The organism is Lysobacter enzymogenes (assembly GCF_900106525.1).
Lineage (GTDB): Bacteria > Pseudomonadota > Gammaproteobacteria > Xanthomonadales > Xanthomonadaceae > Lysobacter > Lysobacter enzymogenes.
In genome coordinates this window covers 278,316-297,593 of record NZ_FNOG01000006.1, presented here as the reverse complement: position 1 = coordinate 297,593, position 19,278 = coordinate 278,316, and the positions used below count along the sequence as shown (strand labels likewise).

The 19,278-nt window shown below is 69.5% G+C and carries 13 protein-coding genes; 2 read left to right on the top strand and 11 right to left on the bottom strand.

Annotation, left to right across the window (positions count from 1 at the left end; translation table 11 throughout):
• Positions 1 to 323: 323 nt before the first annotated feature.
• Positions 324 to 1,235 carry a S1 family peptidase gene (locus BLU84_RS16765; RefSeq protein WP_074869856.1) on the top strand — a complete coding sequence of 304 codons (912 nt, stop codon included), beginning with the start codon at positions 324 to 326 and terminating at the stop codon, positions 1,233 to 1,235.
• 81 nt (positions 1,236 to 1,316) lie between these two features.
• Here BLU84_RS16765 and BLU84_RS16760 read toward each other — a convergent pair whose 3' ends face one another.
• From BLU84_RS16760 to smc, 11 genes are all read right to left on the bottom strand, one after another.
• Entirely contained in the window at positions 1,317 to 1,670 is a 354-nt protein-coding gene (locus BLU84_RS16760; RefSeq protein WP_074869853.1) for a DUF1428 domain-containing protein, read from the bottom strand.
• Positions 1,671 to 1,908: 238 nt separating this feature from the next.
• Complete coding sequence (locus BLU84_RS16755; protein ID WP_074869851.1) at positions 1,909 to 2,505, bottom strand: YceI family protein; 597 nt, start codon at positions 2,503 to 2,505, stop codon at positions 1,909 to 1,911.
• A 343-nt stretch (positions 2,506 to 2,848) separates the two neighbouring features.
• Positions 2,849 to 5,551, bottom strand: a complete 2,703-nt coding sequence (gene gyrA / locus BLU84_RS16750) for a DNA gyrase subunit A (protein ID WP_074869849.1) — start codon at positions 5,549 to 5,551, stop codon at positions 2,849 to 2,851.
• 378 nt (positions 5,552 to 5,929) lie between these two features.
• Positions 5,930 to 6,388 (bottom strand): hypothetical protein, encoded by a 459-nt coding sequence (locus BLU84_RS16745; RefSeq protein WP_074869846.1) that lies wholly within the window; start codon positions 6,386 to 6,388, stop codon positions 5,930 to 5,932.
• Positions 6,389 to 6,440: 52 nt separating this feature from the next.
• Positions 6,441 to 7,502 carry an S-methyl-5-thioribose-1-phosphate isomerase gene (gene mtnA, locus BLU84_RS16740; RefSeq protein WP_074869843.1) on the bottom strand — a complete coding sequence of 354 codons (1,062 nt, stop codon included), beginning with the start codon at positions 7,500 to 7,502 and terminating at the stop codon, positions 6,441 to 6,443.
• A gap of 235 nt (positions 7,503 to 7,737) precedes the next feature.
• Positions 7,738 to 8,508: a DUF3011 domain-containing protein gene (locus tag BLU84_RS16735; RefSeq protein ID WP_083382731.1), complete on the bottom strand. Its 771-nt coding sequence runs from the start codon at positions 8,506 to 8,508 to the stop codon at positions 7,738 to 7,740.
• Positions 8,509 to 8,731: 223 nt separating this feature from the next.
• Positions 8,732 to 9,502: a DUF3011 domain-containing protein gene (locus BLU84_RS16730; protein ID WP_083382730.1), complete on the bottom strand. Its 771-nt coding sequence runs from the start codon at positions 9,500 to 9,502 to the stop codon at positions 8,732 to 8,734.
• A gap of 104 nt (positions 9,503 to 9,606) precedes the next feature.
• Positions 9,607 to 10,602 carry an EF-P lysine aminoacylase EpmA gene (gene epmA, locus BLU84_RS16725; protein WP_074869831.1) on the bottom strand — a complete coding sequence of 332 codons (996 nt, stop codon included), beginning with the start codon at positions 10,600 to 10,602 and terminating at the stop codon, positions 9,607 to 9,609.
• Positions 10,599 to 12,959: an NAD-dependent DNA ligase LigA gene (gene ligA / locus BLU84_RS16720; protein ID WP_074869828.1), complete on the bottom strand. Its 2,361-nt coding sequence runs from the start codon at positions 12,957 to 12,959 to the stop codon at positions 10,599 to 10,601. The genes epmA and ligA overlap by 4 nt, the downstream gene beginning before the upstream one ends.
• Before the next feature lie 298 nt (positions 12,960 to 13,257).
• Positions 13,258 to 14,034, bottom strand: a complete 777-nt coding sequence (gene zipA / locus BLU84_RS16715) for a cell division protein ZipA (protein ID WP_074869825.1) — start codon at positions 14,032 to 14,034, stop codon at positions 13,258 to 13,260.
• 190 nt (positions 14,035 to 14,224) lie between these two features.
• Entirely contained in the window at positions 14,225 to 17,728 is a 3,504-nt protein-coding gene (gene smc / locus BLU84_RS16710) for a chromosome segregation protein SMC (RefSeq protein WP_074869822.1), read from the bottom strand.
• Between the two features lie 304 nt (positions 17,729 to 18,032).
• Here smc and BLU84_RS16705 point away from each other — a divergent pair, with 304 nt between their 5' ends.
• Entirely contained in the window at positions 18,033 to 19,046 is a 1,014-nt protein-coding gene (locus BLU84_RS16705) for a LacI family DNA-binding transcriptional regulator (protein ID WP_074869816.1), read from the top strand.
• Positions 19,047 to 19,278 lie beyond the last annotated feature (232 nt).

The window sequence follows — 19,278 nt, the reverse complement described above, 5'->3', positions numbered from 1 at the left end:
AGAACTGAAGCCGGATACTTGCGACGACACGATGCGACGCATCTTTTCGATTCGAACACACGCATTACGCATGCACAGCTTGTAATCGAGTTGTGGTTCTGGAATCGCCCACACACAACACGCTGCATTCGGCGCGGCCGCGCGCGCGCCGCGGCTGCGTTCGCGGGCTATCTCTTTTACGCGGCCCGCGCGTCCGCTCCCCCCGTCCCGTCGATCACGCGCACGGCATCCCCGCCGACATCGATCCGCTGCGTTCGCGCAGCGGAGCGGGACGACTCGTCCCCGCGATTCAACCATCGCCACTTCGAAACGGAGAAACACCCATGAAAGCCCTGCAATGGATCAGCCTGGCCGGCTTGCTGGCCGCGTCCGCCTTGGCCGCCCCGGCGCATGCCGCGGACAAAGCGCCCGGCGAGATCGTGCGCCCGCAAATCATCGGCGGCATCGACGTCGCCAACGGCAAGTTTCCGTTCATGGTCACCGTGCAGCTCAAGCTGCTCGGCGGCGCGAACGCCTACGACAATCACTGGTGCGGCGGTTCGCTGATCTCGCGCTGGCTGGTGCTGACCGCCGCGCATTGCGTCGCCGGTTTCGAGGCCGCGGATTTTTCGGTCGTCGCCGGGCGCACCGCGCTCAAGAACGATGCCCAGGGCGTGAAGGCTGAGGTCGCTTCGGCCTATGTGCATCCCAAGTATCTGGCCGGCGACGGCGGCTACGATGTCGCGGTGCTGATCCTGAAAGCGCCGATCGACAAGATCAAGCCGGTCGCGCTGGTCAGCGCCGGCACCGATGCGCTCGAGCGTCCGGGCACGCAGCTGACCAACATCGGCTGGGGCAACACCATCCAGCAAAATCCGTTCCCGTCGGGCGGCAACGGCACGCGCCAGCCCAACCGCCTGCAGGAAGTGCAGTTGCCGGTGGTGTCCTATGCCGAGTGCGAATATGCGTACCGCAACAGCAACATGCTCGCCAGCGCTGCGCTCGATCTGTGCGCCGGCCGCACCGGCAAGGACGCTTGCCAGGGCGACTCGGGCGGCCCGCTGTTCGTGACCTTGCCGGGCGAGAAGAGCTTCCTCCAGGTCGGCGTGGTCAGCCGCGGCGCCGGCTGCGGCGCGACCGGCTATCCGGGCGTGTTCACCCGCGTGGCCAACGAGGAAATCTCGGCCTTCATCGCCGATCCCTTCAGCACCGGCGCCAAGAGCCACACCGTCAAGAAGGCGGTTGCGGCGAAGTAAGCCGCAGCGCGATCGACGACATCCGCGACATCGCCGCCGCGCCGAATCGCTCCGGCGCGGCGGTTCGCGCGGTATCGCGGCCTAGAGCACCACCAGCGACTTGAAGCCGCCGTAGATCATGCGCTTGGCGTCGAACGGCGCGTTCTGCATATCCATCTGCAGGCGCGGATCTTTCATCACTTTCTCGTTGATCTTGTCGCGCTGCTTGCGCGACTTATAGACGATCCACGAGAACGCCACCACCTCGCCCGGCTTGAGCTTCACCGCCATCGGGAACGAGGTGAGCTTGCCCGGCGGGACGTCGTCGCCGATGTTTTCCCAATAGGCGAGCGCGCCGTGTTCCATCCAGATTTTCCCGGCCTTGCGCGCGAGCTTGCGATAGGCGGCGATGTTGTCCTTCGGCACTGCGACCACGAAACCGTCGACGTAACTCATGCGTCCTCCTGCGGGCCTGAGGCCCTGTGTGGGGAAATCGCGCGGCGTCTTTACGCACTACGATTCGCGTCGTTCGCCGCCCTGCCCGACTGTGGGCGCCGCGCGCGGCGCGCCCTAGTGCGGTTTGTCATCAGCGCTCGCGCACGAACGTGCGGACAGCGCAGGCGTCATGCGTTGCGCGAGAGCCGGCCTGCGCGATCGGCGAAGGCGCAACGTTCGCGCGCAACGCATGCGCCGCTCACGTCGCCGCAGCGCTTTCCTCGACGATGGCCTCGACCTGGATGCGCAGGTTCACCGTCATGTCGAAGCCGTAATCCTTGCCCGCGCTCATGCCGAACTTATCGCGCTGGAAGCTCGCGCTGGCGTCGGCGCCGCAGACCTCGCGCTTGTACATCGGATGCGGCATGCACTTGAACTGGGCGATGCGCAGCTCCAGCGGTTGGGTCACGCCGTGCAGGGTCAGCTCGCCTACGACCTTGCCCGGCTTGCCGTCCTTGAACCCGGCGAGCTTGCCTTTGTAGGTCGCGGTCGGGAACTTGGCGACGTCGAACAGCATCGGCTTCTTGGCCTCTTCGTTCATCGCATCCAGGCCGAAATTCACGCTGGCGACGTCGATGTTCACCTCCACGGTGCCGGTGCCGGCCTGCTTGTCGAGCACGATGCTGCCCGCGGACTTGTCGAACTTGCCGCGCCACTTCGACAGGCCGCCCATGTGGTCGGCTTCGAAGCTGGGATAGGTGTGGGCGGGATCGATCTTGTAGGTCGCCGGCGCGGCCGCGGCAGTGCCGGCGAACAAGGCGAGCGAGGTCAGCAGACAAAGCGCGGACGTGTGCATGGGGCGGTCTCCGGTGGCGGTTCGGGTAGCGGTTTGCGGAGCGGAAGAACCGAAAACGAGCGGCTGCGAGCGGACCGGCCGCAGCAGCGGGGGCACGCTAGCACCGGCCGCGGCGCAGCCGCAATCGCGGCCGACTGCCGATCGGCTTGGCCGATACCGGCATTCGGCCGGTTCGTGCGCTGCAGCACGGCCGCGCCGCGGCGATGGCGGCGAGCCGCCGTTATCCAGGCTTCTACGATCACGACGAACCAGCCGCCCCGCTTTCGACAAGGCCGCCAAAAGAAAACGCCGCCCGAAGGCGGCGTTTTCAAGACCGGCATCGCAAACCGATGCCCGGCCGGCCTCAGGCCTCAGGCGCCGGAGCCTCGGGCGCTTCGCCCGCCGCGTCCGCGACCGGCGCGGCCGGGGCCAGTTCGCCCTCGCCGTCCTCGTCGTCCAGCGAGGCGTCCACGCGCTCGATGGTCTGCAGGGTCTCGCCCTCGGACAAGCGCATCAGGGTCACGCCCTGGGTGTTGCGGCCGACCTGCGAGATCTCCGCCGCGCGCGTGCGCACCAGGGTGCCGCCGTCGGAGATCATCAGCACTTCGTGGTGGTCGCTGAGCTGGATCGCGCCGACCAGGGTGCCGTTGCGCTCGTTGGTCTTGAGCGCGATCACGCCCTGGGTGCCGCGGCCCTTGCGCGGGTAGTCCTCCACCGGCGTGCGCTTGCCGTAGCCGCGTTCGCTGGCGGTGAGGATGTCGCCGTCGCCTTCGACCACGACCAGGCTCACCACCACCGTGCCGCTGTCGTTGGGCGCGTCAACCGCATCGACATCGCCCTCGGCCACGACCGCGTCGTCGCCTTCGCTCTCCGCCGCCGAAGCGGCCAGCAGGCGCATGCCGCGCACGCCGCCGGCGGTGCGGCCCATCGGCCGCACGGTCGATTCGGCGAAGCGCGCGGCGCGGCCGTTGGAGGCGAACAGCATCACGTCGCGCTCGCCGTTGGTCAGGGCCACGTCGACCAGCGCGTCGCCGTCGTCGAGGTTGATCGCGATCTTGCCGCGCGCCAGCTTGAACGCGAACTCGGTCAGCGGGGTCTTCTTGACCCGGCCGTTGCGGGTGGCGAAGAACACGAAGTGGTCCTCGTCGTACTCGCGCACCGGCAGCACCGCCTGCACCTGCTCGCCGGCTTCCAGCGCCAGCCAGTTGATGATCGGGCGGCCGCGCGCGTTCGGGCCGGCCTCGGGCAGCTGGTGCACCGGCAGCCAGAACACCCGGCCGGCGCTGGTGAAGGTCAGCAGCGTGTCGTGGGTGTTGACCAGCCACAGCTTGTCGATGAAGTCCTCGTCCTTGGTCGCCGCCGCATTACGGCCCTTGCCGCCGCGTTTCTGCGCGCGATAGGAACTGACCGGCTGGCGCTTGGCGTAGCCGGCGTGCGAGAGCGTCACCACCACGTCTTCCGGCGCGATCAGGTCGAGGATGTCGAGGTCTTCCTCGCTGGCGCGGATCTCGCTGCGGCGCTCGTCGCCGAACTCTTCCTTGAGGTTGCGCAGCTCGGTGCGGATCACTTCCAGCAGCACGTCGGGATTTTCGAGGATCTCGATCAGGCCGCGGATCGCTTCCAGCAACAGCTTGTATTCGTCGGTGAGCTTTTCCTGCTCCAGGCCGGTGAGGCGATGCAGGCGCATCTCCAGGATCTGGTTGGCCTGCACTTCGGTCAGCTGGTAGCGGCCGTCGTGCAGGCCCACGCCCGGCGGCAGGTCTTCCGGACGCGAGGCTTCCGCGCCGGCGGCCTGCAGCAGCGCGCCGACCAGACCCGGTTCCCAGGTCTTGGCCAGCATGCGCTCGCGCGCTTCGTTCGGATTCGCCGAGGTCTTGATCAGCTCGATCATCTCGTCGATGTTGGCCAGCGCGACCGTCAAGCCTTCCAAGATGTGCGCGCGCTGGCGCGCCTTGCGCAGTTCGAAGATGGTGCGGCGGGTCACCACCTCGCGGCGGTGGCGCACGAACGCTTCCAGCACCTGCTTGAGCGTCAGCAACTGCGGCCGGCCGTCGACCAGGGCGACCATGTTGATGCCGAACACCGACTCCATCTGCGTCTGCTGATAGAGGTTGTTGAGCACCACTTCGGCCGCTTCGCCGCGCTTGACCTCGATGAAGATGCGCATGCCGTCCTTGTCGGACTCGTCGCGCAGCTCGCTGATGCCTTCCAGGCGCTTTTCCTTGACCAGCTCGGCGATCTTCTCGATCAGCCGCGCCTTGTTGACCTGGTAGGGGATCTCGGTGACGACGATCGCCTCGCGGCCGGTGTCCTGGTTGACTTCGATCTCGGCGCGCGCGCGCATGCGCACGCGGCCGCGGCCGGTGCGGTAGGCGGCGACGATGCCGGCGGTGCCGTTGATGATGCCCGCGGTCGGGAAATCCGGGCCCGGGATGTAGGCCATCAGGCCGTCGACGTCGATCTCCGGCTCGTCGATCAGCGCGATGGTGGCGTTGATGACTTCGGTGAGGTTGTGCGGCGGGATGTTGGTGGCCATGCCCACCGCGATGCCGGCCGAGCCGTTGACCAGCAGGTTCGGCACCCGCGTCGGCAGCACCGTCGGCTCGAGTTCCTTCTCGTCGTAGTTGGGCTGGAAATCGACGGTTTCCTTGTCGATGTCGGCGAGCAGTTCGTGGGTCAGGCGCGTCATGCGCGCTTCGGTGTAACGCATCGCTGCGGCGTCGTCGCCGTCGACCGAACCGAAGTTGCCTTGGCCGTCGACCAGCAGGTAGCGCAGCGAGAACGGCTGGGCCATGCGCACCAGGGTGTCGTACACCGACTGGTCGCCGTGCGGGTGGTACTTACCGATGACGTCGCCGACGATGCGCGCGGACTTGAAGTGCGGCTTGTTGGCGTGGGTGCCGAGCTCGTTCATCGCGTACAGGACGCGGCGGTGCACAGGCTTGAGGCCGTCGCGAACGTCGGGGAGCGCGCGCCCCACGATCACGCTCATCGCGTAGTCGAGGTAGCTGCGGCGCATCTCGTCTTCGAGATTGACCTGGATGATTTCCTTGGCGAGTTCGGCCATCAGGGTTCCGTTGCTGCGTACTGTGATTCGGACGCCCCCGTGCGGACGGCGCCGGCATTCCCTCAGGAACGCCGGCAACGCCAGCAGGAACAAACCGACAGCAACACGGCCGCGGCGGGCCTGTCCTGCAGCTCGCTGGGGGCGGCATCAAAGAGACAGGCGATCATAGCACAAAACCCGCTTCGCATGGGTCCGATTCCCACGCAGAAACAAGCACTTGGCGGGGTTTTTCAGCTGCGCTGCAACATCCGCGGCGCGGCCTGTGCGAAGGCCCTGCGCGGCGCTCGCCGCAGGCGCGGCGAAAGCCGGTTCGCACTGCGCCGTAAAGCGCCGCCCGAGCGCGCCACAGCCCGCCGCGCGGCCACCGGCGGCCCCGGCTCAGGTGTCGTAGTCGCCGCTGTCCCAGGGCTCGAAGAAGGCCATGTAGTCGCCCGGCTCCAGGCTGATCGAGAGCTGCTCGCCCTCGTCTTGCGGCCAGTTCGGGATCAGGCCGAATTCGACGCCGAAGCGCGAGACCGAGAACGGCGCGATTTCGATCCGGTCGAACTCGACCTCGCCCAGTTCGGCCAGCCGCTGCTCGTACACCCGGTTGCGCGCCTCCAGGTCGAGTTGCGCGCGCGGCCCGAACTCGTCGATGCGCGCCTCCAGCAGCGCGCCGGCGGCGTCGAACAGGTACAGCGCGACGAACTCGTTGCCGGCCCGCCCCTGCATCGCGCCGACGAAGGGCGTGGTCAGGAAGAACTGGCGTCCGTCGGCAAGCCGGCCGATGTGCTCGGCGTGGTAGTCGTCGTGATCGATCGCGATCAGTGCGGGCAGCAACGTGGGATCGCCGGGCATGGTCCGTTTCCTTGGAAGGGATGAAACGCCGGCGCACCCGCCGGCGTGCGCGCTATTGGCCGGAAAACGCCGCGCGCATCGCCGCCGAGTCCGGGCGTTCGATCCCCCCGCGCTCGGTCACGATGGCGTCGATCAATTCGTGCGGCGTCACGTCGAACACCGGATTCCAGGCCCCTACCCGCTCGGCCGCGGTGCGGGCGCCGCCGACGGCGAACAGTTCGGCCGGGTCGCGTTCTTCGATCTCGATCAGATCGCCCGAGGCGGTGTCCATGTCCACGGTCGAGGACGGCGCCACGACCATGAACTTGACTCCGTGGTGGCGCGCGGCGATGGCCAGTTGGTAGGTGCCGATCTTGTTGGCGGTGTCGCCGTTGGCGCAGATGCGGTCGGCGCCGACGATCACCCAGCCGACTTGCCCGGTCTTCATCAGGTGCGCGGCGGCCGAATCGGCGATCAGGGTCGGGGCGATGCCGTCCTGCTCCAGCTCCCACACGGTCAGGCGCGCGCCCTGCAGCCACGGCCGGGTCTCGCCGGCGAACACGCGCTCGATCCGGCCCAGGGCGACGCCGGCGCGGATCACGCCCAGCGCGGTGCCGAAGCCAGCGGTGGCCAGCGAGCCGGTGTTGCAGTGGGTCAGCACGCCGCGGCCGGGCTCGATCAGGGCCGCGCCGAGCGCGCCCATGCGCCGGTTGGCGGCCAGGTCTTCGTCGGCGATGGCCTGGGCTTCGCGCTCCAGCACCTCGCGCCAATCGGCGCCGACGCCGGCCAGCGCGCGGCGCATGCGCGCCAGCGCCCAGGCCAGGTTGACCGCGGTCGGGCGCGCGGCGTTGAGCCGTTGCAGCGCCGGCTCGATCGCCGCCAGCGCCTGCGCGCCGTCGGCGGCCTCGACCGCGCGTGCGGCCAGCACCGCGCCCCAGGCCGCGGCGATGCCGATGGCGGGCGCGCCGCGCACGGTCAGCGCGTGGATCGCCGCGGCGACTTCGTCGCTGTCGGCGCAACTCACGTACTCCACCACGAACGGCAGCTTGCGCTGGTCGAGCAGTTCCAGGGCCTGGCCGGTCCAGCGGATCGGGCGGATGCGGTCGTAACGGTCGAAATCGATGGCGTCGTTCATGCCGGCCAGTTTAACGGATGCGCGTGTCGGTCTTGAAACCTCGGGGGTTTGCGCCGTCTGCGACGAAAGCGTCGGGCCTGAAGGCCCTCCCACAAGAGCGCTCCAGAAGACCCTCCCACAAGGTTTTTGTGGGCGGGCCTTCTGGCCCGATGCTCTGCGCTGCGATGCCACGCCCCAACAAGAAAGCCCCGGCTTGCGGCCGGGGCTTTCTCGATCGATCCGTTATGCGCCGCGCTCAGTCGACCTGGAAGCGCCCGCGGCAGCCGTTGGACACCCACACGCCGGCGCGGTCCCAGCCCCAGGTCTGGCCTTCGATGCACGGCGAGCCGGAGCTTTGGCGGATCAGCCGCGCGTCGCGGCGGATGCTCATGTTGCAGCGGTTCTGGCGGTTGTTGTTGGACTCGCAGCTGATCTCGCGACCGCCGCCGCCCCAACCGCCGCCGTTGTTGCCGCCGCCACCGTTCCAGCCGCCACCGCCGCCGCGGCCGGCCACGAACTCGCCGCGGCAACCGTTGCTGACCCATACCTCGCCCGGGCGCGAACCCCAGCTCTGGCCCTCGATGCACGACGAAGACGACAGCTGGCGCTGCAGGCGCGCGCGGTTGCCGTTGATCGGGCAGGTGCGCGAGCGGCCGCCGTCGGATTCGCAGCGCACCACATCGCCGCCGTTGCCGCCGCCGTTCCAGCCGCCGCCACCGCCGCCCCAGTTGCCGCCGCCGCGGCCCAGGTCGAACTCGGCGCGGCAGCCTTCCGAGACCCACACGCCGTTGCGGTCGTAACCCCAGCTGCGGCCCTGGATGCACGAAGAGCTCGACAGCTGGCGCGACAGGCGCACGCCGCCGCGGGTGTCGGCGTTGCAGCGGCGATAGCGGCCGCTGTCGGATTCGCAGCGGATGCTGCCGGAGTCGCCATAGCCGTAGTCGTTGTACTGCGCCTGCGCGGCGCCCGCGGCGCCCAGGCCGAGGGCCAGGGTCAGGCCGGCGGTGGAAAGCATGCGTGCGGACATGTTCGTGCTCCTTGTCGTGTTCGGTTTTGCCGAGGACTCTAGCGTCGTTCGCTTAACGCCAGCTCAAGATTTCCGGGCGCGAAGGAAGCCGGTGGACAATGCCAAGAGCGCATTCATCGCGTGCTTATTGTTAAACGATTACATGCGTCCGGCTCCGCCGTTGGTCGCATGACTTATGACCTATCGGCCGGCGCTGCGGCGCAGGCGATCGCGCAGTGCAGCATCAGCCGCCGTTGCTGCGGAAGTCGAGTTCGAATTCGGCGCGGCAACCGCCCTCGACCCACACGCCGTGGGCGTCGTAGCCCCAGCTGCGGCCTTCCACGCATTCGGTCTTGGACAATTGCTTGACCATGCGCACGCCCGAGCCGGTGTCGCCGTCGCAACGGCGCGCGCGGCGGTCCAGCGACTCGCACTTGATCAGCTTGCGGCTCTGCGCCGCAGCGGCCGCTGCGGCGGCCTGTTCGTCTTCGGGCTGGACGCCGAGCAGGCGGAATTCACCGCGGCAACCGCCGGCCACCCACACGCCGCTGTTGTCGGCGCCCCAGGTTTGGTTGCGCAGGCAAGGTTGTTTGGACAATTGCTGGGCCAGCGCGACGCCGTCTTCGGTGCGCGCGGCGCAATGGTTCCAGCGCCCGCCCAGCGACTCACACTTGATCACGCGCGCGCCGCTGGTGCTGTCGCCGCCGCTGCCGCCGCGGCCGAGCACGAAGTCGGCCGAGCAGCCTTGCGACACCCACACGCCGCCGCGATCGGCGCCCCAGCTGGTGCCTTCCACGCAGGGCTTGCCGGAGGTGCGCCGGACCAGGCGCACGCCGCCGCGGGTATCGGCCGGGCAACGCACGGTTTGCTCGCCGTCGGACGCGCAGCGCAGCAGATTGCCGCCGTACAGCCGCTCGCCCGCGGGGTCGGCGGACGCCGGCTCCGCGACGGCCGCGCCGACGCCGGCGACGGCGGTCAACGCGCACAGCCGGATCGCGGCTTTCAGACTACCCATGCACGGCCCCCTGCGAGTGGTGCCAACACTCTAACCGCGAACCGTGAACTTGCAACGGAAACCGCCGAGCCGGCCGATCCCGGCAGGCGCAGCGTTCACCGCGGTCAAGCGCGCGTGAAGTCGAACGCCAACACCTCGGCGATGCGCGGCGTGTCGAGCAGCGCCATCAGCAAGCGGTCGACGCCCAGAGCGACGCCGGCGCAGTCGGGGAAGCCGGCGGCGAGCGCGGCCAACAGCGCCTCGTCGCGCGGCGGCGCGACGGCGCCGCGCTGCGCGCGCAGTTCGCGGTCGCGGTCGAAACGCGCGCCCTGCTCGGCCGCGTTGGCCAGTTCGTGGTAACCGTTGGCCAGTTCCAGCGAACCCAGATAAAGCTCGAAACGCTCGGCGACGGCGGGCGCGCCGGCATCGGCGCGCACCCGCGCCAACGCGCATTGCGAGGCCGGGTAATCGCGCACGGCCAGCATTTCGTCGCGGCCGAAGCGCGGCTGCAGGCGATGGGTCATCAGCAGGTCGAGCCAGTCGTCGCGGCCCAGGCCTTGCGGATCGATGACCACCTCGCCGAGCGCGGCGCGCAGTTCCTCGTCGCTGGCGGTGAACGGGTCCAGGCCGAGGCGTTCGAGATAGAGCTCGCGATACGTGATTTCGCGCAGGCTCGCCGCGCGCCCGACCAAAGCCAGCGCCGCGCGCACCAGTTCGGCGGTTTCACCGATCAGGCGGCGATGATCCCAGCCGCTGCGGTACCACTCGAGCATGGTGAACTCGGGGTTGTGGCGGCCGCCGGCTTCGCCGTCGCGGAACACCCGGCCCAGTTCGTAGCAATCGCCGAAGCCGGCGGCGAGCAGGCGCTTGAGCGGAAACTCCGGCGAAGTGCGCAGCCAGCGCGTGCGCGGCGCGCCGTCGGTGCGGCCGCTGAATTCCAGCGCGAACGAGGCGATGTTCGGATCGGTGTTGCCGGCGCGCGACATCACCGGCGTCTCCACCTCGACCACGCCGCGCGCGGCGAAGAACGCGCGGATTTCGGCGTTCAGGCGCGCGCGCAAGCGCAGGGCCTCGAACCCGGCCGAGGGCCGCCAGTCGGCCGGGGTCGCGGCCGCGCTCATTCGTGTTCGGCCAGGAACGCCAGCAACTTGGCTTCGTCCCACACGTCCACGCCCAGCTCCTGCGCCTTGGCCAGCTTGGAACCGGCGTCGCTGCCGGCGACGACGAAGCTGGTCTTCTTCGACACGCTGCCGGAGACCTTGGCGCCGAGCTTTTCCAGCCGCAGCTTGGCCTCGTCGCGGCTCATCGCGTCCAGGCCGCCGGTCAGCACTGCGGTCTGGCCGTCGAGCGGTCCGCCGGCGGCGACGACGGCAGCCGGCGTCAACGCATCCAGCCGTTGCAGCGCCTCGCCCACGCGCGTAAGCAATTGCGCGTGCTCGTCCACGCTCAGCCACGCAGCCAACGTCTGCGCGCTTTCCGCCGGCAGGCCGGCGGTAACGTAGGCGTGCTCCGGTGCGTCGAGCAGTTTCTGCGCGTCGCCGAAAGCCGCGGCGAGCTGGTCGGCGCGGATCTTGGTGACCTTGGGAATTTCCATATCGACCAGCAGCGTCGCCAGGTTCAGGCCTTCGCGCAGCTTGGCCGACGGCGGATGGGCGTCGCCCACGCGCACGCCGCGCGCGAGCAGGTCGTCGATGACCTGCTGGTTGCCGCGTTGGTCGAAGAAATGGCCGAGCGCGCGTGCGACTTCGCCGCCGACATCGGGCAGGCGCTTGAACACCGGCCACGGCAGCGTGCGGATCAGGTCCAGGTCGCCCAGCCACACCGCCAGCGCCTTGGCCGTGCTTTCGCCGACATGCTGGATGCCGAGCGCGAACAAGAAGCGCTCCAGCGTGGTGTTGCGGCTGTGGTCGATGGCCTCGATCAGGTTCTCGGCCCACTTGGTCGCGACCTTGCCGGCTTTCACCGTCTCCGGCGTGGTGCCGTCGCGTTCGTCGGCGCGGCGCTTCATCGCCAGCAGGTCGTCGAGTTCGAGCTTGTACAGGTCGGCGACCGACTGCACATAGCCCAGGTCCGACAGGTCTTCGATGTAGCGCTCGCCGAGGCCTTCGATGTCCATCGCCCGGCGCGAGGCGAAGTGGCCGACGGCCTGCTTGCGCTGCGCGGCGCAGGTGAGGCCGCCGGAGCAGCGCCACACCACGCCGTCCTCTTCGCGCAGGATTTCCGAGCCGCACACAGGGCAATGTTCGGGCATGCGCCACTCGGGCGCGTCCGGCGCGCGGTATTCGGGCACCACCCGCGCCACTTCCGGGATCACGTCGCCGGCGCGGCGCACGATCACGGTGTCGCCGACCCGCACGTCCAGGCGCGCGATCTGGTCGGCGTTGTGCAAGGTCGCGTTGGTGACCACTACGCCCGCGACCTGCACCGGCTTGAGCCGCGCCACCGGCGTGGCCGCGCCGGTGCGGCCGATCTGGATGTCGATGCCCTCCAGCACGGTGGATTGCTCCTGCGCCGGGAACTTGTGCGCGATCGCCCAGCGCGGCGCGCGCGAGACGAAGCCCATCTCGCGCTGGCCGGCGTAGTCGTCGAGCTTGTAGACCACACCGTCGATGTCGAACGGCAGCGCGTCGCGCTTGTCGCCCATCTGCCGGTAGTAGCCGAGCAGGCCTTCGGCGCCGGCGACGACGCCGCTTTCGCCGCTGACCGGGAAGCCCCATTCGCGCAGTTGCTTCAGCGTGGCCGAATGGCTGGCCGGCAGCGCGTAATCGTCGGCGACCACGCCGACCGCATAGGCGTAAAACGCCAGCGGCCGCTGCGCGGTGATGCGCGGGTCGAGCTGGCGCAGCGAACCGGCCGCGCCGTTGCGCGGATTGGCCAGGACCTTGCCGCCCTGCGCGATGGCTTTTTCGTTGTAGGCCTTGAACGCGGCCAGCGGCATGTAGACCTCACCGCGCACTTCCAGCAACGCCGGCCAACCCTCGCCGCGCAGCTTCATCGGAATGGCCTTGACCGTGCGCAGGTTGGCGGTGACGTCTTCGCCAGTGGCGCCGTCGCCGCGGGTCGCGCCCTGGACGAAGGCGCCGTTCTCGTAGCGCAGGCTGATCGCCAGGCCGTCGAGTTTGGGCTCGACCGAGAACTCGGGGCTGGCGCGATCCAGCCGCTCTTCGATCCGGCGCACGAAGTCGGCGACTTCCTCGTCGCTGAAGGCGTTGCCGAGCGAGAGCATCGGCACCGCGTGGCGGACTTGCGCGAACTGGCCCGAGGGCGAGCTGCCCACGCGCTGGGTCGGCGAATCGGCCGAGGCCAGTTCGGGGTGCGCGGCCTCCAGCGCCTCGAGCTCGCGCAGCAGGCGGTCGTAGTCGGCGTCGGCCAGGGTCGGGTCGTCGAGGACGTAATAGCGGTAGTTGGCGTCTTCGAGCTGGGCGCGCAGTTCGGCGGCGCGTTGCGCGGCTAGGGTCGCGGTGTTCTTCGGGGTCACGGGTCGGCGTCCTGGCGCGGCGATGGCGGCATTTTGAACGGGAATCGCGCAATTGTGGATGGCCGAAGTCGCCGGGAGTGCGACGTGACGGCGTGGCGTCGATTTCCCCCTGTAGGAGCGGCGCAAGCCGCGACCGCGCCAATGCGATTGCGACGAAAACCGGAAGCCGACGTTCAACCATGACGCCAATCGCGCAGGTTCGTCGTGGTTGGATTGGCGCGGTCGCGGCTTGCGCCGCTCCTACAGGTGGGCCTTCGGCGGCAGAAACCAGACGCCCCGCAAAGCGGGGCGTCGGGGCTCACCAGCGCGTGGGCTTGCTCAGCGGCGGCGCTTCGCGCTGGCGGTCGTAGGCGCGCAGTTCGTCGCGCAGGTGGGCGATGCGCTGGCGGCCCAGGGCGTTGCGCTGTTCGTCCAGGACCACCGCGTCGAGCAGTTCGGCCATGCGCTGGGCGGTCGGCAGCATGGTTTCCCAGGCGTCCAGCGCCGGCACCGGCGCCGGCAGGGTCAGGAAGAAGGCGATCGCCGGGGTCTCCAGCGCCTGGATCTGGGCCATGTCGAAGCTGCCGGGCTTCATGATGTTGGCCACGCTGAACACCGGACCGCGCTCGGGGTGGCCCTCGACCAGGCGGTGGTAGACGCCCATGTGGCCGTAGACCAGGCCGGCCTTCTCGGCGGCGACCACGATGTCCGGGCCGTGCAGCTTCTGCCCGGCGCGCGCGGCCAGGTACAGGGTCACGATCTTGTCGAATTCGTCGCTGACGCGCCGGCCCAACTCGCTGGCCGCGGCGTTGGCGCCGCCTTCCAGGGTGCGGTCGAACAGCTCCAGCTCGGCCTGGGTGGTGGCCTCGCCCGGCGCCAGGCCGCCCTCGCCCAACTCGTTTTCGATCTGTTCGCCCAGGGTCGGTTCCTGGCGCGGCGCCGACGACGGCTTGCGTTCGCCGGCGCGGCTGTCGTCCTCGCGGGCGATGCGCTTGCCCTGGCCGGGCTTGCGCGGGCGGCCGAAGAACACGATCGCGCCGATCAGGATCAGGCCGGCGATCAGGATGCCGATCCTCATCAGGGTCACGTCGGACATTCGGTTGCTCCTTTTGCTGCTGGAAATCGGGAAAGGGGAATCGGGAATCGTTGCAGCGCGACGCGGCCGTTCGATTCTCTACCCGCCGTTCCGGCTCCTGTTGATCTTGTAGGCAAAACGAAAATCGCGAGATAGGGAATCGTTAAAGCGCGTCGCCGCCGTTTCCGGTTCCCGGCAAAGCGCCGCGAACCTACGCCGCGCCGGCCAGGCGCGTCGCCTCGGCCAGGTCGACCGACACCAGCCGGCTCACGCCGGGCTCGCGCATGGTCACGCCCGACAGTTGCTGCGCGGCTTCCATCGTCGCCTTGTTGTGGCTCACGAACAGGAACTGTACCTGCTCGCTCATCTCGCTGACCATCGCGGTGAAGCGGCCGACGTTGGCTTCGTCGAGCGGCGCGTCGACCTCGTCGAGCAGGCAGAACGGCGCCGGGTTCAAGCGGAAGATCGCGAACACCAGCGCCACCGCGGTCATCGCCTTCTCGCCGCCGGACAGCAGCGAGATGTTGGACACGCGCTTGCCCGGCGGGCGCGCCATGATCGCAACGCCGGTGTCGAGCAGGTCCTCGCCGGTGAGTTCCAGGTAGGCGTGGCCGCCGCCGAACAGGCGCGGATAGAGTTCCTGCACGCCGGAATTGACCCGGTCGAAGGTGTCCTTGAAGCGGCCGCGGGTCTCGCGGTCGATCTTGCGGATCGCCTCTTCCAGAGTTTCCAGCGCGGTGGTCAGGTCGGTGTTCTGGGCGTCGAGGTAATCTTTGCGCTGCGCGGCCTCGGCATGCTCGGCGATCGCCGCCAGGTTGACCGGCTCCAGCCGGCGCAGCTTGTTGTCGAGGTCGGCGACGGCGCGTTCCCAGGTCTGCGGGTCGGCCTCTTCGTCGAGCGCGTTGACCACGTCCTGCAGCACCGCGCCGGCTTCGGCGATGGCCTCGGTCAGGGTCTCGGCCTTGAGTACCAGCGCCTGCTGCTCCAAGCGGCGCTGGCCGATCGCCTCGCGCTGCTGCAGCGCTTGTTCGTCGCGCTGCTGGCGGGTCTGCTCGAACTTGCGCAGATCGTTGTCGATGCCGTCCAGCGCGGTGCGGGTGCCGGTCAGGTCTTGCTCGGCGATGACGCGCTGTTCCAGCGCGACCTGGCGCTGCTGCTCCAGATCCTGCACCGGCTGGTCGCCGTCGCTGAGCTGGGCGGTGAGTTCGTTCAAGCGCGTGTCGAGCTGGCCGCGCTGGCCGCCCATGCGTTGCAGGGTCTGGCTCAGGCCGGCGATCTGGGCGCGCTGGGTTTCCAGGCTCAGCACCAGGGCGTGGGCGGCGTCGCGCGATTCGCGCGCCATGTTGCGCGCCGAATCGCGCGCCTCGAACAGGCGGCTGCGCTCGGCTTCCAGGCGCTGGCGCTGGTCTTCCAGCTCGCCCATGCGCTCCACCGCCGCTTCCTGGCGCAGGCGCGCCTCGCGCGCCTGTTCGTTGCCGGCGTCGAGCGCGATCAGCAACTGCTCGAGGTCGGCGTCGATCTTGTCGATGCGGTTGCGGGCCTGGTCGAGCCGGCCCTGGTGGCTGTGCAACTGGCCGCCCAGTTCGGACACGCTGCGGTGGGCCATGTACAGCGAGCGCTGCGCGTCTTCGCGATGCTGCTCGGCGGCCAGGGCGCGGTCGCGCAGCTGGATCTGGTTGTGTTCGAGCTCGCGCTCGCGTTCCTGCAGTTCTTCGATTTCCGCGCGCAGGGTCTGGATCTCGCGTTCGCGCAGCAGCGCGCCCTGCTTGGCCGCGCCGGAGCGCAGCACCCGCAGCCAGCCGGCGCCGAGGCGCTCGCCGTTGCGGGTGATGACGGTTTCGTCCGCGCCGATCTGCGCCACCAGCGCGCGCGCCGCGACCAGGTCGTCGGCGCCGTGCAGGCGCGCGAGCAGGCGGCGGATCGCGGCCGGGCCCTGCACTTTCGAGGCCAGCGAGGTCGCCGGATAGGCGGTGCCGTCGCGCTCGGGCGAGACCAGGGTCAGGCGGCCTTCGCCGAGTTCGCCGATCGCATCGACCAGAGCTTCGGGCGCTTCCACCAGCACGCCCTCGATGAGCTGGCCGAGCGCGCTTTCCACCGCGTTCTCCCAGCCCGCCTCCACGCTCAGCACTTCGCCCACGCGCTGGGCCGAATCCAGGCCGCGCGCCTTGAGCCAGGTGGCCGCCGCGCCCTGCTCCTGGCCGAGCGCGGCGTGCTGCAGGGTTTCCAGCGACGACAGCCGGCCGCGCGAGGTCTGCGCCTGCTTGCGCACCTCGGCCAACTGGTTCTGGGTGCCGCGCTGCTGCTCCTGCAAATCGCTGAGCGAGGTTTTGCGGATTTCCAGTTCTTCGGTGAGGCTGTCCAGCGATTCCTTCTGCAGGTCGTGCTGGCTCTGCAGTTGCTCGAACGCCGCCGCCAGGGCGGCGACGTCCAGGCCCGAACGCTCGCTGGTCAGCGCTTCGCGGCGGCGGTCGGCGTCCAGGGTCTGGCGATCCAGGCCCTCGATGCGGGTGCGCTCGACCTCGGCCGCGCGCGCGGCTTCGGATTGTTCGCGGCTGTGGCCGTCCCAGCGTTGCTGCCAGTCCTGCAGCTTGGCCTCGGCCTCGCGCAGCGCGTCCTGGCGCGCTTCGTCGTCTTCGCGCAGCGTCTCCAGGCGCGGCTCGGCGTCGGCCACCGCGGCGGTCAGCACGTCCAGGCGCGCCTGGTCGCTGCCGATGTGCTCGCCGATCTCGTCCAACTGCGCCAGCGCTTCCTCGCGCGCCTTGCGCAGGCGCCCGGACAGGTCGCGCTGGTGCTGGATCTGCTGTTCGATCCGGGCCAGCGCGCCGCCGACTTCGTAGCTGGCGGCCTGGGCCTTGTTCAAGGCCTCGGCCGCTTCCTCGCGGCGCACGCGCCCGGTTTCCAGCTCGCGCTCGGCTTCGCGCTGTTCGGCGATGAGCTGCTGCAGGCGGGTTTCCTGCTGCGAGAGCTTCTCGCGCTGGGCCTGCAGTTTCTGGTCCAGGGCGCGGTATTCCAGCGCCTTCCACTCCACGTCCTTGACCTTGCGCTCGGCCTGGATCGCCTGGTACTGCTCGGCCTGGCGCGCCTGCCGGCGCAGGTGTTCGAGCTGCTTGCCGACCTCTTCGCGCAGGTCGTTCAAGCGGTCGAGGTTCTCGCGGGTGTGGCGGATGCGGGTTTCGGTTTCCTTGCGCCGTTCCTTGTACTTGGAAATGCCGGCGGCCTCTTCCAGGTAGACGCGCAGCTCTTCGGGCTTGGCCTCGATGATCTGCGAAATCATGCCCTGCTCGATGATCGAGTAGCTGCGCGGGCCCAGGCCGGTGCCGAGGAACAGGTCGGTGATGTCGCGGCGGCGGCACTTGGCGCCGTTGAGGTAGTACTGGTTGACGCTGTCGCGGCTGACCGTGCGCTTGACCGAGATTTCGTCGAACGCGCCGTATTCGCCGGTGATGGTGTGGTCGGAGTTGTCGAAGATCAGCTCGACCATCGCCTGCGACACCGGCTTGCGCGCGGAGGAGCCGGCGAAGATCACGTCGGTCAACGAGTCGCCGCGCAGCCGGCTGGCCGAACTCTCGCCCATCACCCAGCGCACCGCGTCGATGATGTTCGACTTGCCGCAGCCGTTGGGACCGACCACGCCGGTCATGTTGGTGGGCAGGTGCAGCGTGGTCGGGTCGACGAAGGACTTGAAACCGGACAGCTTGATCGTGGACAGACGCATGCGGCGTTGGGGCCTCTGGACGGCGGACGCAGCCGTGGAAATTAGGTTAGGCAGTGCGGCCAAGCGATTGAATCTGCTGGGCCAGCGGCGGGTGTGAGCCGCGCTTGCCTGGGAGTATAGCGGGCCGCGGCCGAGCCCGCCGTCGAAAGCCCCGGCCCGGCCCGGAGCCCGCGCGCAAGGCGCCGGCGGCGGCGCCGGACGCCCCGCGCGCCGCTTCCGCCATGGCCCGCACCATCGCCCCATGCGCGACGTGTTAAATAGGGCGGCCCGCCTTTTCACCTCGCCCCTGGAACGATCCGCCCGCATGAGCCGACCGCGCGCCTCCAATCCGACCCGCAAGGCCGGCGAGCACCTGACCATGGCCGACCTGGCCGAACTGGCCGGGGTCTCCGCGATCACCGTCTCGCGCGCGCTGCGCGACAGCCCGCTGGTCAATCCCGAGACCCGCCAGCGGATCAAGGAACTGGCCGAGCGCCAGGGCTACCAGTTCAACGTCAGCGCGCGCAATCTGCGCCTGCGCCGCAGCATGACCGTGGCGGTGGTGGTGGAGATGAAGCCGACGGTGGAGCGGCAGATGTCCGGCCCGTATCCGCTGGACCTGCTCGGCGGCATCAGCCAGGAGCTGACCTCGGCCGGCTACAGCGTGCTGCTGACCTCGCTGCAGGGCGGCGCCCTGCCCAGCGTGCAGGCCGCCGACGGGGTGATCCTGCTCGGCCAGGGCGCGCACGAGGACGCCATGCACCAGGTCCGCCGCTGGGGCCGGCCGATGGTGGTGTGGGGCGCGGTCAGCCGTCACGAATCGCAGATCGTGGTCGGCAGCGACAACCAGCGCGGCGGCAAGCTCGCCGCCGAGCGCTTCCTGGCCCTGGGCCGGCGCCGGCCGGTGTTCCTCGGCGACGACGCCCACGGCGAGTTCGCCGAACGCCTGCTCGGCTTCCGCCAGGCCCTGGGCGCGCACGGGATCGAACCGCTGACCCCGAGCGTGGCCAATTTCACCGTCAGCGCCGGCGCCCAGGCGGTGCACGCGCTGCTCGACCAGCATCCGCAGTTCGACGCCTTGTTCGCGGCCAGCGACCTGCTCGCGATCGGCGCGATCCGCGCCCTGATCGAACGCGGCCGGCGCGTGCCCGAGGACGTGTCGGTGATCGGCTACGACGACACGCCGCTGGGCGCGACGTATCTGCCGCCGCTGACCTCGATCCACCAGAACTTCGTCGACGCCGGCGTGCTGCTGGCGCGCAAGGTGCTGGCGCTGATCGAAGGCGAACCGGCCGCGTCGGAGATTCTGCCGACCCATCTGGTCGCGCGGGTGACCTGAGCGTTGCCCAGGCCGGCTTCGATCGAGCCGGCCTCTTGCGCGCCGACCTCAGGCATGGCGACTTCGCGCAGGCCCATTCGCCCAACAGCGACGCAGTAACCACTCCGAGTTTGAACCCGCGCAGTTGCGTCGTGGACGCGGCATCGCCGCGGCCGCTAGCGTGGATCGTCGCCCGCCTACCACAGCGCGGGCGCGCCGCAAGCGGTCGCGACGGCCGCATCGCCGATCAAGG

Bases quoted from the DNA above. Each gene is read 5' to 3' on its own strand.
- BLU84_RS16765 (WP_074869856.1), top strand. From the start codon at position 324: ATGAAAGCCCTGCAATGGATCAGCCTGGCCGGCTTGCTGGCCGCGTCC.
- BLU84_RS16760 (WP_074869853.1), bottom strand. From the start codon at position 1,670: ATGAGTTACGTCGACGGTTTCGTGGTCGCAGTGCCGAAGGACAACATC.
- BLU84_RS16755 (WP_074869851.1), bottom strand. From the start codon at position 2,505: ATGCACACGTCCGCGCTTTGTCTGCTGACCTCGCTCGCCTTGTTCGCC.
- gyrA (WP_074869849.1), bottom strand. From the start codon at position 5,551: ATGGCCGAACTCGCCAAGGAAATCATCCAGGTCAATCTCGAAGACGAG.
- BLU84_RS16745 (WP_074869846.1), bottom strand. From the start codon at position 6,388: ATGCCCGGCGATCCCACGTTGCTGCCCGCACTGATCGCGATCGATCAC.
- mtnA (WP_074869843.1), bottom strand. From the start codon at position 7,502: ATGAACGACGCCATCGATTTCGACCGTTACGACCGCATCCGCCCGATC.
- BLU84_RS16735 (WP_083382731.1), bottom strand. From the start codon at position 8,508: ATGTCCGCACGCATGCTTTCCACCGCCGGCCTGACCCTGGCCCTCGGC.
- BLU84_RS16730 (WP_083382730.1), bottom strand. From the start codon at position 9,502: ATGGGTAGTCTGAAAGCCGCGATCCGGCTGTGCGCGTTGACCGCCGTC.
- epmA (WP_074869831.1), bottom strand. From the start codon at position 10,602: ATGAGCGCGGCCGCGACCCCGGCCGACTGGCGGCCCTCGGCCGGGTTC.
- zipA (WP_074869825.1), bottom strand. From the start codon at position 14,034: ATGTCCGACGTGACCCTGATGAGGATCGGCATCCTGATCGCCGGCCTG.
- smc (WP_074869822.1), bottom strand. From the start codon at position 17,728: ATGCGTCTGTCCACGATCAAGCTGTCCGGTTTCAAGTCCTTCGTCGAC.
- BLU84_RS16705 (WP_074869816.1), top strand. From the start codon at position 18,033: ATGAGCCGACCGCGCGCCTCCAATCCGACCCGCAAGGCCGGCGAGCAC.